General features: G+C 62.8%; 15 protein-coding genes and 1 pseudogene. 12 read left to right on the forward strand and 4 right to left on the reverse strand.

Annotation, left to right across the window (positions count from 1 at the left end; genetic code table 11):
- Positions 1-83: 83 nt before the first annotated feature.
- The 10 genes and pseudogenes from H7F30_RS11040 (at position 84) to H7F30_RS11085 (ending at position 9,383) form a co-directional block, all read left to right on the forward strand.
- Positions 84-1,523, forward strand: a complete 1,440-nt coding sequence (locus H7F30_RS11040) for a terminase large subunit domain-containing protein (protein WP_187035112.1) — start codon at positions 84-86, stop codon at positions 1,521-1,523.
- Positions 1,523-2,866: a phage portal protein gene (locus H7F30_RS11045; RefSeq protein ID WP_187035114.1), complete on the forward strand. Its 1,344-nt coding sequence runs from the start codon at positions 1,523-1,525 to the stop codon at positions 2,864-2,866. The genes H7F30_RS11040 and H7F30_RS11045 overlap by 1 nt, the downstream gene beginning before the upstream one ends.
- A gap of 44 nt (positions 2,867-2,910) precedes the next feature.
- Positions 2,911-3,348, forward strand: a complete 438-nt coding sequence (locus tag H7F30_RS11050) for a phage head morphogenesis protein (RefSeq protein ID WP_222617798.1) — start codon at positions 2,911-2,913, stop codon at positions 3,346-3,348.
- On the forward strand, positions 3,345-3,767 hold the full coding sequence (locus H7F30_RS11055; RefSeq protein ID WP_187035118.1) for a hypothetical protein: 423 nt from the start codon (positions 3,345-3,347) through the stop codon (positions 3,765-3,767). Before H7F30_RS11050 ends, H7F30_RS11055 begins: the two co-directional genes overlap by 4 nt.
- 112 nt (positions 3,768-3,879) lie before the next feature.
- Positions 3,880-4,755 (forward strand): phage major capsid protein, encoded by an 876-nt coding sequence (locus tag H7F30_RS11060; protein WP_187035120.1) that lies wholly within the window; start codon positions 3,880-3,882, stop codon positions 4,753-4,755.
- Complete coding sequence (locus H7F30_RS11065) at positions 4,752-5,081, forward strand: hypothetical protein (RefSeq protein ID WP_222617799.1); 330 nt, start codon at positions 4,752-4,754, stop codon at positions 5,079-5,081. Before H7F30_RS11060 ends, H7F30_RS11065 begins: the two co-directional genes overlap by 4 nt.
- A 279-nt stretch (positions 5,082-5,360) precedes the next feature.
- Positions 5,361-5,723 (forward strand): annotated as a pseudogene (locus H7F30_RS11070) (cation:dicarboxylate symporter family transporter); the annotation flags it as partial.
- A 170-nt stretch (positions 5,724-5,893) separates the two neighbouring features.
- Positions 5,894-7,351, forward strand: coding sequence for an amino acid permease (locus H7F30_RS11075; protein ID WP_118915104.1), 1,458 nt, complete (start codon positions 5,894-5,896; stop codon positions 7,349-7,351).
- Positions 7,352-7,518: 167 nt separating this feature from the next.
- Positions 7,519-7,932 (forward strand): hypothetical protein, encoded by a 414-nt coding sequence (locus H7F30_RS11080; RefSeq protein ID WP_187035122.1) that lies wholly within the window; start codon positions 7,519-7,521, stop codon positions 7,930-7,932.
- A gap of 59 nt (positions 7,933-7,991) precedes the next feature.
- Positions 7,992-9,383, forward strand: a complete 1,392-nt coding sequence (locus H7F30_RS11085; protein WP_187035124.1) for a cystathionine beta-synthase — start codon at positions 7,992-7,994, stop codon at positions 9,381-9,383.
- A gap of 65 nt (positions 9,384-9,448) precedes the next feature.
- Here H7F30_RS11085 and fdhD read toward each other — a convergent pair whose 3' ends face one another.
- A complete protein-coding gene (fdhD, locus tag H7F30_RS11090; RefSeq protein WP_187038014.1) occupies positions 9,449-10,222 on the reverse strand; it encodes a formate dehydrogenase accessory sulfurtransferase FdhD in 774 nt (257 codons plus the stop codon).
- On the opposite strand from fdhD, the gene H7F30_RS11095 reads away from it, so the two are divergent.
- Positions 10,216-11,046, forward strand: coding sequence for a fructosamine kinase family protein (locus H7F30_RS11095; protein WP_370563193.1), 831 nt, complete (start codon positions 10,216-10,218; stop codon positions 11,044-11,046). The two genes, fdhD and H7F30_RS11095, sit on opposite strands and share 7 nt — an antisense overlap.
- A gap of 67 nt (positions 11,047-11,113) precedes the next feature.
- Entirely contained in the window at positions 11,114-12,115 is a 1,002-nt protein-coding gene (locus H7F30_RS11100) for a M15 family metallopeptidase (RefSeq protein WP_187035128.1), read from the forward strand.
- A gap of 15 nt (positions 12,116-12,130) precedes the next feature.
- Here H7F30_RS11100 and H7F30_RS11105 read toward each other — a convergent pair whose 3' ends face one another.
- Genes H7F30_RS11105 through H7F30_RS11115 form a run of 3 tightly spaced genes read right to left on the reverse strand, consistent with a single transcriptional unit; the run spans position 12,131 to position 13,794 of the window.
- Positions 12,131-12,694 carry a nucleosidase gene (locus H7F30_RS11105; protein ID WP_187035130.1) on the reverse strand — a complete coding sequence of 188 codons (564 nt, stop codon included), beginning with the start codon at positions 12,692-12,694 and terminating at the stop codon, positions 12,131-12,133.
- A complete protein-coding gene (locus H7F30_RS11110) occupies positions 12,691-13,314 on the reverse strand; it encodes an L-threonylcarbamoyladenylate synthase (protein WP_187035132.1) in 624 nt (207 codons plus the stop codon). Before H7F30_RS11110 ends, H7F30_RS11105 begins: the two co-directional genes overlap by 4 nt.
- A 3-nt stretch (positions 13,315-13,317) precedes the next feature.
- Positions 13,318-13,794: an SRPBCC domain-containing protein gene (locus H7F30_RS11115; protein WP_187035134.1), complete on the reverse strand. Its 477-nt coding sequence runs from the start codon at positions 13,792-13,794 to the stop codon at positions 13,318-13,320.
- Between the last annotated feature and the right edge of the window lie 2 nt (positions 13,795-13,796).

Raw genomic sequence — 13,796 nt, forward strand, 5'->3', positions numbered from 1 at the left:
GAACCGAGTGTATATCCATGCATAGAACGTAGGAGCACATGAGCACAGTAGCGAATCGTCCAGGGCCAAAGTCAGCCCGTGACGTGACGCTGCTCAATTTGAAAAGTGCTCCCAAGCGTGGCCACAAGCGCGTTTATTGGTTTGCTAACAAGTACCTAAAAGTTCCGCAGGGACACGGACAGGGTAAATCCTTTAAGTTGCGTCCCTGGCAGAAAGAGATTACCGAGGGTGTTTTTCCCGATAACAGGGAAAGACCGTCACAGGGTCTCGTCTCACTCCCCCGTGGTAACGGGAAATCGACTCTTGCAGCCGTGTACGCGCTCTATGCCCTGTTTGCCGATGGAGTCGAGTCGCCACAGGTGCTCATCTGTGCTAGCGACGTACGCCAGGCTGGAATCATTTTTAACGCCTGCCGTAGAATGATTGAACTTTCACCCGAACTGGACAAGCGGGCAAAGATTTACAAAGACAGAATTGAGATTCCCGGCAATAACGCACTACTCATGCCTCTACCTAGCGACGTAGGAGCGCTTCAAGGGTGGGCACCGAGCCTAGCCCTGGTCGATGAACTCCACGTCGTAAATCAAGATGTATGGGAATCGATGCTACTTTCATCGGGTAAGCGTCCAGACTCGATGTGTTTAGCAATTTCGACCCCTGCCGATAACGACGAGTCTGTTATGTGGTCATTGGTGAAGAATGCTAGGGAAAATCCAGACCCAGATTTCTATTTCCGTGAGTACACCTCAGACCCTAGTCACGAAACAGACTGCCTGCACTGCATTAAGCAATCCAACCCTGCATTTGGTGATTTCTTGTCTGCTAAGAGTATGGCAAATGTTCGTAAGACCTCCCGCGAGAGCGCCTACAGACGCCTACGCCTGGGCCAGTGGTTGGAGGCTGTCGAGAACAGTTGGGTCTCTAAAACCCAACTAGACGCCGTTCTCACGGACAAGCAGATCAGTGACGGGTCTAAGGTCGTTCTAGCCGTGGACGGCTCCTACAGTGGCGACACGACAGCGATTGTGGCTGTATCTGTCGGCCCCGTTCCCCGTGCCCAACTGGTGAAGTTGTGGCGACCCCAGGACGAGGCCGAAGAGGGCTACCGGGTGCCAATCCTCGACGTTGAGCAGGAAATTAGAAATGCCTGCACGAGGTGGGACGTTGCAGAAATCTGTTTCGACCCCTACAGGTTCGCTAGAACGATGCAGGAACTAGGCCGGGAGCGTCTGCCCGTTGTGGAGTTCCCACAGTCTGCACAACGGATGACTCCTGCCGTGACGCAGGCGTATGAGGGTATTGTTAACCGAACCTATGAAATCCACAATGACGAAAATCTTACGAAGCACATTTTAAATTGCCGCGTGACCGAGGACAACAGAGGCACACGGCTACGCAAGGAAAAAAAAGATAGCCCCAACAAGATCGACAGTGCCGTTTGTATGGTCATGGCTTTGTCTAGGGCATCGTTCCTTGCCAACAAACCTGTTAAGCGTGGCAAAATCTTTAGGAGCGTTGCCTAATGGAAATGTTAGATGAAGTACAAAAGTTAAACACCCTGCTAGACGTGCGTGAGGGCGACGTGCGAGGTTGGGAAAACCGTTATAGCGGTGACGTGCCTTTATCGTTCATCGCACCCGACACCCGTAAGAAACTCGGTGACAGACTCACTAATTTGAAAATTAACGTGTGCGCCCTGGCGGTCGATGCTCTTGCCGAGCGTCTGCGCTTGCAGGGGTTCACGGTGGACGGACAGCCGGATTTGGATTTGTGGCAGACCTTCAACTCGACGATGGATGCAGGCGCGGGCCAGGTGCATCTGGACGCGCTAGCACTCGGTAGTTCCTACGTGTCAGTGTGGGCCGACGCAGGCCTACCTGTCGCGCTCCCCGAGCATCCGGCCCAAGTTGTTGCTACGACGAACCCCGCGACGCGTCGAGTCGATGCAGCACTGAAGCGATGGACGCAGGATGGTCGCGCCTATTGCGTTTTGTACAAACCCAACAAAATCACAATCTTGCAATCTGACTCGTACGTCCCTGCCGATGCCACGGCCCCGAACGCCTGGAGCGTCGGCTCGATTCCCTCGACCGGATGGAGCGTTACGGCATCGGTGCCCAACCCTCTAGGCGTGGTTCCTGTCGTGCCCTTTGTGAACGCTGGACGCCTCACCGAACCGTACGGGGTTAGCGAAATGGCGGGGATTGCCGATCTGAACGACGCGCTCACCAAACTGATTACCGACATGCTGGTGACCTCCGAGAGCAGCGCCAAGCCCCGCAGATGGGCAACAGGGATTGAAGTTGAGGTAGACGAGAACGGCAACGCGTTTGACCCCTGGGACGGGAAGACCACAACGGCACAAAGTGAGTCGCCAGAAACGAAGTTCGGGCAGTTCACCGCTAGTGATCTGAGTGCGTACCGGAACGCTGCGGAACTCATCGTGAGGCAGATCGGAGCGTTGTCGGGTCTCCCACCTCAGGCGCTCGGACTCCATGCCGACAGTGCGATGTCGGCAGATGCGATCAGAGCAGCAGAGGCCTCACTAGTGGCAAAGGCAGAGCAACGTCAAAGACTGTTCGGTCGTTCGTGGGCCGAGGTGGCGCGCCTCATGGTGGCGATTCGGGATGGACGCGACCCTCGAACTGTGCGCGTAGAGCCGATCTGGGGTGACCCCGCTAGCCGTAGCACTGCACAGGAAGCCGATGCAGCAACGAAACTCTTTAGCAGCGACATTTTGAGCAGGCGCGAGACCCTGGCATCCCTCGGCTACTCCCCCGACAAGATCGCAGAGATTGAAGCCGATACGGCCCGTGAGGCTGCGCTGCGTCAGATGCTCACAACGGCACCTAGTGAGGTCGCATGAGTCCACTAGCCCAACAGGTGCAGCGGCTCGCGTACGCCGTGACGGTGGGCACGATCACGCAATCGCTTTTCCTAGCCCTCGTCGTGCCTCTCCTAGCCGCTAGGCGTGCTCGTGCCGCTGTTGAGGCCGACGTGAACGTGTCGGAGCACCTGGACGACGAGCCCGTAGGCCTGTGGTTGCCAGATCGCTCAGAGCACTACACCAAATCATTTTCAACGGTGCTCACGATCATTGACGAGGTGCTCCCCGGTGAGGCCGACAGGTTGACAGCCCTAGTGGAGAGCATCGAAGCAGACAGCACGCAAGAGGCCACACAAAAGGCAATGAAGTTTCACGACGTGGAGAAATACCAATTTGTTGCAGGTTCAGATGCCTGCGACGAGTGTAAGGCCGATAACGGAAAAATCTATCCAGTAAGCAGAAATCCCAGCCACCATCGCAATTGCAATTGTGAGGCTAAACCCATTAAGGAGAACCCATGACAGATGAAACAGAAAACCTAGAGGCTACCGAGGCCGATGCTACCGACGAGGCCCAGGACGCAGACGAACAGGACACGTTCAGCCGTGAGTACGTCGAGAAACTGCGAGCCGAGGCTGCCGAGCATCGAGTTAAGGCTAAAGAGGCCCAGGACGCTCTATCCGCCTCTGTAACGGCCTATCGCAGCCTTGCCGTGGAACATGCTGCACAAGACATTTTGAAGGCTCCAGCGGCCCTAGAATGGCGCGACGAATGGGCTACGGACGAAGGTCTAGACTTTGAAGCAATCCGAACAGCAGCGACCGAGTATGCCAACCAGTTCCCCCACGCTGCCAAGGTCTCAGGTGACGTTGGTCAGGGCTACAAGGATTCAGCCAGCACTGTTGTCGATCTAGCGGGGATGCTCCGAGCAGGCTCATAAACTCAATAAATGCCGATAATAGTTAGGTAAGGCTTGATGCCTTCCTAATCTTTTATCGGTTGTCTGGTACCTCCGATGTCATTTCATTTAATCTCATCGGAGGTATTTTATTATGTCTGTTAAGACGAACACAGCCCCAGAACTTACGGCAGAGCAGATCAAGAATGTTCTCGTTCAGCCTCTAATGGAAAAGTCGCAATTCCTAGCGTGTGGCCCCACGGTCGTTGACACTAGCGGCCCGGTGCGTCTGCCAAAGGCTACGAAGTATGACGGTTCCGACCTCACTTGGACTGGTGAATCAGAATTGATTCCAGAGGTTGACGCAGAGTTCGATGAAATCTCGCTGATGCCCTCGACAATGAAGAGCGTTAAGGTCATCACCCGCTACTCGAACGAACTCGCCCGCCAGAGTGTCATTTCACTTGACGCTGCGATCAAGGACAGAATGGTAGGCGACGTTGCGGCCAAGTTGGATACGCAATTCTTCAGTGCAGGCGGTGACGGTGTAACCACACCTCGTGGCCTCTTTAACCTTCCTGGCACGCAGAAAGTCGATGTAAACGGCGAACTTTCCTACGACGTTCTACTCGACGCATGGGGCAAGGCTCTAGGCGCAAATGTCAACATGAGTTCCCTTAAATGGGTCTTGACTCCAGCCGATTTCGTTGGTCTACGCAAGATCAAGGACACGAGCGGTCGCTACCTGCTACAGCCAGATGTGACAGCAGACGGCGTGTTCCGCCTCTTCGGTAGCCCTGTCGTTGTTTCCTCGCGCGTACCAAACACCACAGGCTCGACGCCTACGGGCCGTGCCGCGCTCGTGGACTTCTCGCAGGTTGTTGTGGCCCGTGACCTTGCTCCATCGGTCACGATTCTGAAGGAGCGTTTTGCAGATTACGACGAGCAAGCAATTCGAGTTGTTTCGCGTTACGACCTAGGAACACTGAACGCCGAGGCCGTCGTGACCCTTGGTGGCATCACGCGATGAATCTCGTAAGCCTGCCGACAGGTGCCGACCTTTTGAGTTTTCTCGGCTGGTCTGCGTCGGCGCGCAACGTTGCCCTAGCGGGTGAGCACGTCGAGCACGTCACCGAGTTGGCTCAGGCCTACACGCGCGGGCGAGGGTTTGAGGGCGAGTTGGTCGATGCGGCTATCGCTCGTGTCATCGTCGGTGCTGCGGCTCGGTCGGTGTCGAACCCTGCCAATGCCTACAGGCTGGAGGCTGGCACCGTCACCGCCACGCCTGCACGCTTTGAAGGCTGGACGCTAGCCGAGCAGACCGTTCTGAATCGGTATCGAGTTCGCACTAACTAGAAAACTTGCCGTAGGTCGCTCCCACTACCTGCGGCAGCAGATGAAGCACCGCGCTCCGGTTCCAAGGGTTCAGGCCGTCGAGCGCGGTGCTTCTCTGTCTCTCACTGTCTACTTGTCAACAACTACGCAAGTTTAGCACAGGAGTTGACAGATTCCAAATCGTGTGGTAATTGCATTTTCACTCTCGAACAGTGTTGCGCTGCAACAGGTTTCGAGTCTAGTTGTCGTTTCCCGTGCGCTACTACCCGCACGACACATGGTCTACCTAACTCGACTACAGCAGACGCCATGAACATGCCGATGTCGATGGGTGAGCAGATCGGTCTGCTCCTGTTCATGATCGTGGCGTCCAAGGGGGCCGCAGGTGTTACCGGTGCGGGCCTCGCGACCCTTGCCGGCGGCCTGCACGCGCACAAGCCCGAACTCGTTGACGGCGTCGGCGTCATCGTCGGTATCGACCGCTTCATGTCCGAGGCACGCGCGCTGACGAACTTCGCGGGCAACTCCGTCGCCACGGTACTCGTCGGCACGTGGACCAAGTCCATCGACCGCGAGCGCCTCAACATCGTCCTGGACGGCAAGGAGCCGTTCGACTACTCGACGATGGAGGACCACGGCAGCGAGGCTTCAGCGCGTCACTGATCGGTTCTCCCCGGTATCGATGCGATCCCGTCACCCGCGAAGGGTGGCGGGATCGCATCGTTATGGAACCTATATGCGCACCGCGGGTGTCGACGACGTGGGCCACGCCACACCGCCCGTAGGGTCGCGGGATACCCCTACTCCCCCGACGACGTCCGAAAGGCGGCCACGTGTCGAGCCCAGTCGCACCACAGAACGAGGAGGTGGCGGGCGAACAGCTCTCCCGCGGCCTCAGCAATCGCCACATCCAACTCATCGCCATCGGCGGAACGATCGGCACCGGTCTGTTCATGGGCTCCGGCCGCACGATCAGTGCCGCCGGCCCGTCGGTCATCCTCGTCTACGGGATCATCGGCTTCTTCCTGTACTTCGTCCTGCGCGCCATGGGCGAACTGTTGCTGAGCAACCTCGAGTACAAGTCGTTCGCGGACTTCGCCGGTGACATCCTCGGCCCGTGGGCCGCGTACTTCACGGGGTGGACGTACTGGTTCTGCTGGATCGCCACCGCGATCGCCGATGTCGTCGCGATCGCAAGTTACGTCGCGTTCTGGTGGCCCGATCTCCCCCTGTGGATTCCCGGCCTGGCGCTTATCTTCCTCCTCCTGGCGCTGAACCTGCCCTCGGTGAAGTCCTTCGGTGAGCTCGAGTTCTGGTTCGCCCTCATCAAGATCGTCGCCATCGTGGCGCTCATCATCATCGGCCTGTACATGGTGTTCACCGGCTTCTCCTCCGGTGGCTCCAAGGCCGCGTTCTCGAACCTGTGGGACCACGGCGGCTTCTTCCCCAAGGGCTTCATGGGCTTCGCGGCCGGCTTCCAGATCGCCGTGTTCGCGTTCGTCGGTGTCGAGCTCGTCGGCACGGCCGCCGCCGAGACGAAGGACCCGCACCGCAACCTCCCCCGCGCGGTGAACTCGGTGCCGATCCGCATGCTGCTGTTCTACATCGGCGCCCTCTTCGTGCTGATGTCGGTTCGTCCCTGGACGGAGTTCAAGGCGGGCGAGTCGCCCTTCGTCAAGATGTTCGCGCTCGCCGGTCTCGCGGCAGCCGCGGGTGTCGTCAACTTCGTCGTCCTCACCTCGGCGGCGTCCTCGGCCAACTCGGGCATCTACTCGACGTCGCGCATGATCTACGGCCTCAGCCGTCAGGGGGACGCACCCCGGGCGTTCTCGAGCCTGTCACGCAACAAGGTTCCGGTCGCGGCGCTCCTGTTCAGCTGTGTGTTCCTGCTCATCGGCATTCCGCTGCTTTACGCCGGTGGCGGTGTTGCCGAGGCCTTCGACATGATCACCACCGTGTCGGCGATCTGCTTCATGTTCGTCTGGACGATCATCCTGCTCAGCTACATCACCTACCGCCGCCGTCGTCCTCACCTGCACAAGGAGAGCACCTTCAAGATGCCCGGCGGCATCGGCATGTGTGTGGCCACGATGGTGTTCTTCGTCTTCGTCCTGTGGACCCTGACGACGCAGGAGAGCACCCTCACGGCGCTGCTGTGGACGCCCCTGTGGTTCGTCCTCATCGGGATCGGTTACCTCTTCGTGCGCAACACGCCGGAACACCGCGTCCTGCGTGGCCAACACGCCGACAAGGTCGTGGCCGAGAAGCGGGCAGCAGCAGCACACCGCTGACCTCTTTCTGCTCGGACCGACGACGGCCGTCCGCTCACTTCGGTGGCGGGCGGTCGTCGTCGTATCGCGAGCGCTGAATCGCCGTCCTCTGTCCACAGGTGTGACGGCCGTTCGGGGCTGTGGACGGCCCCCGGCACGCTCGGTGCGTTTCGGCGCACGCTGAAGGCATGACGATCAATCCAGCCCACGCCCCCATCACCTCCCGATCGACGCTCACGTCGTTCTGGCAGAACGTGCTCGGTGCCAGCCGGCCACAGGGGCGCAGCCTCTGGCTCGCCTTCCACGACGAGAACGGCCGCGTCCACAAGGCACTCACCCAGATCGACGGCCTCGCCCTACGTCCCGACGCGGACGCCGTCGCCAACCTCGCGCTCGTCGTCAGTTCGATCGCTGAGGAGTCGCCGGACATCACCGGAGCGCTCGTCCTGCTCGAACGCGAAGGAACGAGCGGAGCCTCGCCCTTCGAGGAATCCTGGGCCGACGCCCTCACGCTCGCCCTGGAGGGGTACCTGCGCTGGCCGGTCATGGTCGCGGCACCGGGCAAGCTGGCGGAGGTGCCGCTCTGGACGAGCGCGGCGTGATTCCTGCTTTCCTGTCGGCACGCACGCCAGGCGTGTTCGCGGCGTGAAACGATGGCCTCATGAAATTCGCAGAGAACGTCGCCGACCTTGTGGGCAACACCCCGCTCGTCAAGCTCGGCCCGGTAGCACGTGAGGCGGGCGTCGAATGCACCGTCCTCGCGAAGGTCGAGTACTTCAACCCCGGAGGCTCGGTCAAGGACCGCATCGCCCTCAAGATGATCGAGGCCGCAGAGGCCTCGGGCGAGCTCAAGCCCGGTGGCACCATCGTCGAGCCGACGTCCGGCAACACCGGTGTCGGCCTCGCGCTCGTCGCTCAGCGCAAGGGCTACCGCTGCATCTTCGTCTGCCCCGACAAGGTGGCCAAGGACAAGATGGACGTTCTGCGTGCGTACGGCGCCGAGGTGGTCGTGACGCCCACGTCGGTGGCTCCCGATCACCCGGATTCGTACTACTCGGTCTCCGACCGCATCGTCGCGGAGACGCCGGGCGCGTGGAAGCCGAACCAGTTCTTCAACGAGTTCGGCCCGCAGTCGCACTACGAGAGCACGGGCCCGGAGATCTGGCGTGACACCGAGGGCAAGGTGACGCACTTCGTCGCCGGCGCGGGTACCGGCGGCACGATCACCGGCACGGGTCGCTACCTCAAGGAGATCAGCGCCGACCGTCCGGAGAGCGAAGGTGGGCGCGTCCGCATCATCGGTGCCGACCCCGAGGGATCGATTTACTCGGGCGGCAGCGGACGCCCGTACCTCGTCGAAGGTGTCGGCGAGGACATGTGGCCGGGCGCGTACGACCCGTCGGTTCCCGACGACGTCATCGCCATCAACGACCAGGACGCCTTCACGATGACGCGAGCTCTCGCCGAGAAGGAAGGTCTTCTCGTCGGTGGCTCGAGCGGCATGGCCGTCGTCGGTGCTCTGCGTGTGGCGAAGGACCTGCCGGCCGACGCCGTCGTCGTCGTCCTGCTGCCCGACTCGGGCCGCGGCTACATGTCGAAGATCTTCAGCGACGAGTGGATGAACTCCTACGGCTTCGTCACCGGCGGCGACGAGAAGACCGTGGGCGAGGTGCTGCGCCAGAAGTCGGGAGACCTCCCCGACCTTGTGCACACGCACCCCACCGAGACGATCCGCGACGCGATCGACATCATGCGCGAGTACGGCGTGAGCCAGCTGCCCGTCGTGGCTGCCGAGCCGCCGCTCATGCTCGGCGAGGTCCGCGGCGCCGTCAGCGAGCGCACGCTCATGGATCTGCTCTTCGCCGGCAAGGCGCAGTTGGCCGACTCCGTGGTCGATCACCTCAGCGAAGGTTTGCCCCTCGTGGGCCGGGGCGAACCGCTCTCGGCCGCCCGTGAGGCGCTGCAGGAGGAGGACGCTCTCCTCGTCGTCGAAGGTGGCCGTCCCGTCGGCGTCCTGACGCGCTTCGACCTGCTCGAGGCCCTCGCCAAGTAGGCCCCCGAGATGTGACGAAGGCCCCGCAGTCGACGCTGCGGGGCCTTCGTCATGCCCCGGTTGCTTCAGGCGCGCACGCGTTCCGCACCGGCGTACACGTTGAAGTGGTCGCGGCGCATCATGCCGACGAGCACGAGCCCGTACTCCTCGCAGAGGTCGACGGCCATCGACGACGGCGCCGACACCGCGACGATGCCGCTCACGCCCGCGGCAACGGCCTTCTGCACGATCTCGAAGGACACACGTCCCGACACGACGAGCAGACGGTCGCGCGCAGGGAGCAGCCCGTCCATGAGTGCTCGGCCGAGCACCTTGTCGACGGCGTTGTGACGGCCGACGTCCTCGCGCACGACGTCGATCCGCCCGTCGTAGGTGGCGAGCCCGGCGGCGTGGAGACCTCCCGTGCGTTCGAACGCCCTTTGCTGTTCGCGGAGGGTGTCGGGCAGGTCGCGTGCGACGTCGACGTCGAGCACCTGAGCCGAGCGCGGCCCGACGGCGCCGAGCGTCAATTGGTCGGCACTACAGACGCCGCAGGCCGCGCCGGTGACGAAGGATCGGGGGCGCGGTGGTGTCGTGTGCGGCGCGAGCGCGATCTCGATGACATCGACGTCGTTCTTCCAGCACCCGCGCAGCTGCGTGACCTCGGCCGGAGCTTCGACGCCGGATTCGACGAGAAGCCAGCCGGCGGCAAGTTCCGTGTCGTGCCCCGGGGTTCGCATGAGCACGGCGAGCGTCGTGTCACCGAGGTGGAGTTCGAGGGGCGCCTCGACGACGAGGTCGTCGGCGCGTCCGGTCATGCCACCGGCGTTGACGCGGTGGACGCGGCGACGGGCTGTCATCTGCGACACCCGGGAAGCGTACAGTCGCGAACATGGCTGACGCGAGAACCCATGTGAAGGAACGCACTTCGGCGCCTGAGGGCTTTTTCGAAACGGAGGCCGCCGGGTTGCGGTGGCTCGGTAAGGCAACGGCGAGTGGCGGAGCGGACGTCGTCGAGGTGCTCGACGTCGATTCGCGCTCGCTCACCTTGGCTCATGTCGAGTCGGCCTCCCCAAACGCCGAAGCGGCTCACGCCTTCGGCAAGGCGCTTGCCGCGACGCACGCCGCCGGGGCCCCCGGCTTCGGCGCCCTTCCGCCGGGCGCGGGTCACTACTATTTCGGTCCGCTCGATCAGCCGATCTCGCTACCCACGGACGTGTACGACGACTTCGGCACCTTCTACTCACGTGCCCGCCTGCATCCCCTGGCGGAGCGCGTCGACCTTCCCGGGCGGGAAACTCGCCTCCTCGACGATCTCTGCAGGGCACTGGAGAACGGCGCAGCCGAGTTCGGCCGTTCCCCCGTCACGCCGGCACGGGTGCACGGCGACCTGTGGAGCGGCAACGTCATGTGGTCCCCGAACGGCGTGGTACTCATCGACCCGGCAGCGTGCGGCCACCACCCGTTAGCGGACCTCGCGATGCTCATGATGTTCGGCGCTCCGCACGTCGAGGAGATTGTCGCGGGCTACGAGGCGGCGCGACCGTTGCGCAGCGGTTGGCGTCAGGAGATCCCCCTGCACCAGCTCTTCGGCTACCTCGTGCACCTTGATCTCTTCGGTGGCGCCTACCTCTCCCCCACGACTGATGCGCTACGGGCAAGTGCCGAACTCTGCGGCGTCTGAGACGGAACCGATGTGACTGCGCTCACGTCGTAGTGCTGGCATATCAACCACGGGGCAGGGGAACAGCATGTGCGAGCACGACGCCTTCACTCACACGCCAGGATCGGGCCACGGCACGACGCGACGAACGTTACTCACTGGCGCACTCGCCGCGCCGCTCGTGGCGGGTGTCTCCGCCGGATCGGCCACGGCAACCACCACGGTGACGCGCTGGGTGAAGCCGCCGTACACCGACGCCTACCCGGCGATGCAGGTCAAGAACGCCGTGGGCCGTCTCGGTGAGGCGGTGCCGGTCACCGGCTACTTCGTCAACACGACGTGGTTCAAGATCACCACCGGCAAAATGGCGGGTACGTACGTCTCCGGTTCGGGGCTGACCACGACGAACCCGGCCACCCAGACCTTCGCCTACCCCTCACCCGACCCGTTCTCGCTCCCCCCGGTTGGCTCCCGCCTCACGCGTTACGTCATCAGCCGCGACTTCTATGTCAGCACCCGCGCGTCCGCGTCCTTCTCCGCCGCGCGCAGAACATCGATCGCGCCCCGCACGAAGGTCACCGGCAAGCTCGTCTCGAGCGACTGGGTGAGGCTGGACGACGGCCGCTACATCACGACCGCGCTGCTCGCCACCACACCGGTCGTCCGTGCCTTCAACGGCCGCGTGCCGAGCGGAAGGCTCCGCGCGTTGCCCGCCTACCTACGAGCACCGTCGGCCGCCGCATCGTCCCTCGAGCGCGTTGCGGCCATGCAGTTCATCCGGATGGACACGGCGTTCGCGAAGGTCTTCGGCTACCACATCACCGTCGAAGAGGGCTACCGCTCGCTGTACTGGCAGAAGCACTGGTACGCCCAGTACGGCGCTCCTCGCGCTGCCTATCCGGGTACGTCGAACCACGGCATGGGGCTGGCCGTCGACATCCGAAGCGGTGCCGGATCGCCCTTCACCTTCGGTACAGCTGCTGACAAGTGGCTGACCGCGAACGGCGCAGGTTTCGGCTTCGACCGCTCGTGGTGGCTCGACCAGGGCCGCCCGAACGCCGAGTTCTGGCACTACAACTTCATCGGCTGACAGAGACGGCGAGCCTCAGGCGAGGTTCGCCGTCCACCACTGCGCGAGGTCGCGGGCCGAGGTGTCGACGGCCGTCGCCCAGTCGAGCGCCGACTCGTCGGCGTCGTCGGAGACGTGCTTGACCACGCGCACCGGCACCCCAAAGGTCTGGCACGCCATGACGACCGCGTACCCCTCCATGTCGACGAGCGACGCGCGCTCGGCGAGCACGTCACGCACCGCAGGGTCGCTGACGAACAGGTCACCGGTGGCCAGGACGAGCTCGGGGTCGCCGAAACCCGTCGTCAGTCGCTCACGTGGGTCGTAGCCGAGTACACGGATGGCGTCTGCACTCATGTCGTGATTCAGCACGACGCCCGGCTCGAAGGCGCCGCGAAGACCGGGCCGGAGCGCCCCGCAGCTGCCGAGGTTGACCACGGTGAGCCCCTCGCGACCGGCTTCCCCGCGCTCCGCGAGAGCACGCGTCGTGGCGATCGCCGCCGCCGTCTTCCCGAGCCCGGTGATGACGACCTCGACATCGTCGGGCAGATAGCGCGTCTCGCTGCGGGCAGCGGCAATGACGAGGAAACGCTCGCTCATGCCTCGAAGCGCTCCGTGTCACCCGAGCCAACACGAACCACCTCCGGGTAACCCTCGGTGAAGTCGACCACCGTCGTCGGACGAGGCTCCACCGACTCCGCGTCGATGACGATGTCGACGAGGTGATCGAGTTCCTCCTTCACCGCCCAGCCGTACGTGAACGGCTCTTCCTGATCGGGCAGGATGAGCGACGTCGACAGCAACGGCTCCCCCATCGCCTCGAGGATGGCACGCGCCACCGGGTGAGTGTCGAGACGCACGCCGACGGTCTTCTTCTTGGGGTGGACAAGCTTGCGGGGCACCTCGCCCGTCGCCGGCAGAATGAAGGTGTACGGTCCGGGCGTCGCCGCCTTCACCGCGCGGAACGCTGCGTTGCTCAACTGCACGAGCTGCCCCAACTCCGCGAAGTCACGGCACACGAGCGTGAAGTCGTGCTTCGCGTCGAGCTTGCGGATCCGAATCATCCGCTCCTTCGCCTCGGCATTGCCGAGCGTGGCACCGAGCGCGTAACCCGACGACGTCGGGTAGGCGATGAGCGCGCCGTCACGCAACGCGTCCACGACCTGCGCGATGAGACGCGGCTGCGGGTTCTCGGGGTGGATGTCGAGGAAAGTTGCCATGCCTCACGCTACGCCGCGCTGCTGCTCCCCGTCGATGCGTGGATCCTGGTCGAAACCCCGCCGTCGGGTGTGCAGAACGTAGGCCGCCATGATCAGGGGCCACTGCTCGTACGCCGCGCGGAACGCCGCGTTCGCCTCGCGCCATCCGTCGTGCTCGAAGTGCACCCGACTCCCCCAGTCGTTCTCCGAGAAGCGCACGGACACGTGGCTCGGCGCATTCTCTTCGCCCTGCCACCAGCACCACCACGTGACCTGCTCGCCGGGTTGGAGCACCTCGATTCGTCCCCACACGTCCACCCCGCCATCGGACGACGTCCACGTGACATCGGCGCCTGCGACACCGCCCAGTGAGGCGCTTTCGAACGCCAGGGGGTCACGGCTGAACTCACGCGGCCACCATCGGGAGAACTCGTCGACGAAAAGAGCAAAGGCGAGCGACTGCGTCACCGGGACGTCGTACGTCAGCCGGATGGGATCCACGA

Source organism: Dermacoccus sp. PAMC28757, from assembly GCF_014302635.1.
Taxonomy (GTDB): domain Bacteria; phylum Actinomycetota; class Actinomycetes; order Actinomycetales; family Dermatophilaceae; genus Dermacoccus; species Dermacoccus abyssi.

What these genes read in the sequence shown, in the direction of transcription:
- H7F30_RS11045 (WP_187035114.1), top strand. Translation starts at nt 1,523, where the DNA reads ATGGAAATGTTAGATGAAGTACAAAAGTTAAACACCCTGCTAGACGTG.
- H7F30_RS11055 (WP_187035118.1), top strand. Translation starts at nt 3,345, where the DNA reads ATGACAGATGAAACAGAAAACCTAGAGGCTACCGAGGCCGATGCTACC.
- H7F30_RS11060 (WP_187035120.1), top strand. Translation starts at nt 3,880, where the DNA reads ATGTCTGTTAAGACGAACACAGCCCCAGAACTTACGGCAGAGCAGATC.
- H7F30_RS11065 (WP_222617799.1), top strand. Translation starts at nt 4,752, where the DNA reads ATGAATCTCGTAAGCCTGCCGACAGGTGCCGACCTTTTGAGTTTTCTC.
- H7F30_RS11080 (WP_187035122.1), top strand. Translation starts at nt 7,519, where the DNA reads ATGACGATCAATCCAGCCCACGCCCCCATCACCTCCCGATCGACGCTC.
- H7F30_RS11085 (WP_187035124.1), top strand. Translation starts at nt 7,992, where the DNA reads ATGAAATTCGCAGAGAACGTCGCCGACCTTGTGGGCAACACCCCGCTC.
- fdhD (WP_187038014.1), bottom strand. Translation starts at nt 10,222, where the DNA reads ATGACAGCCCGTCGCCGCGTCCACCGCGTCAACGCCGGTGGCATGACC.
- H7F30_RS11100 (WP_187035128.1), top strand. Translation starts at nt 11,114, where the DNA reads ATGTGCGAGCACGACGCCTTCACTCACACGCCAGGATCGGGCCACGGC.
- H7F30_RS11105 (WP_187035130.1), bottom strand. Translation starts at nt 12,694, where the DNA reads ATGAGCGAGCGTTTCCTCGTCATTGCCGCTGCCCGCAGCGAGACGCGC.
- H7F30_RS11110 (WP_187035132.1), bottom strand. Translation starts at nt 13,314, where the DNA reads ATGGCAACTTTCCTCGACATCCACCCCGAGAACCCGCAGCCGCGTCTC.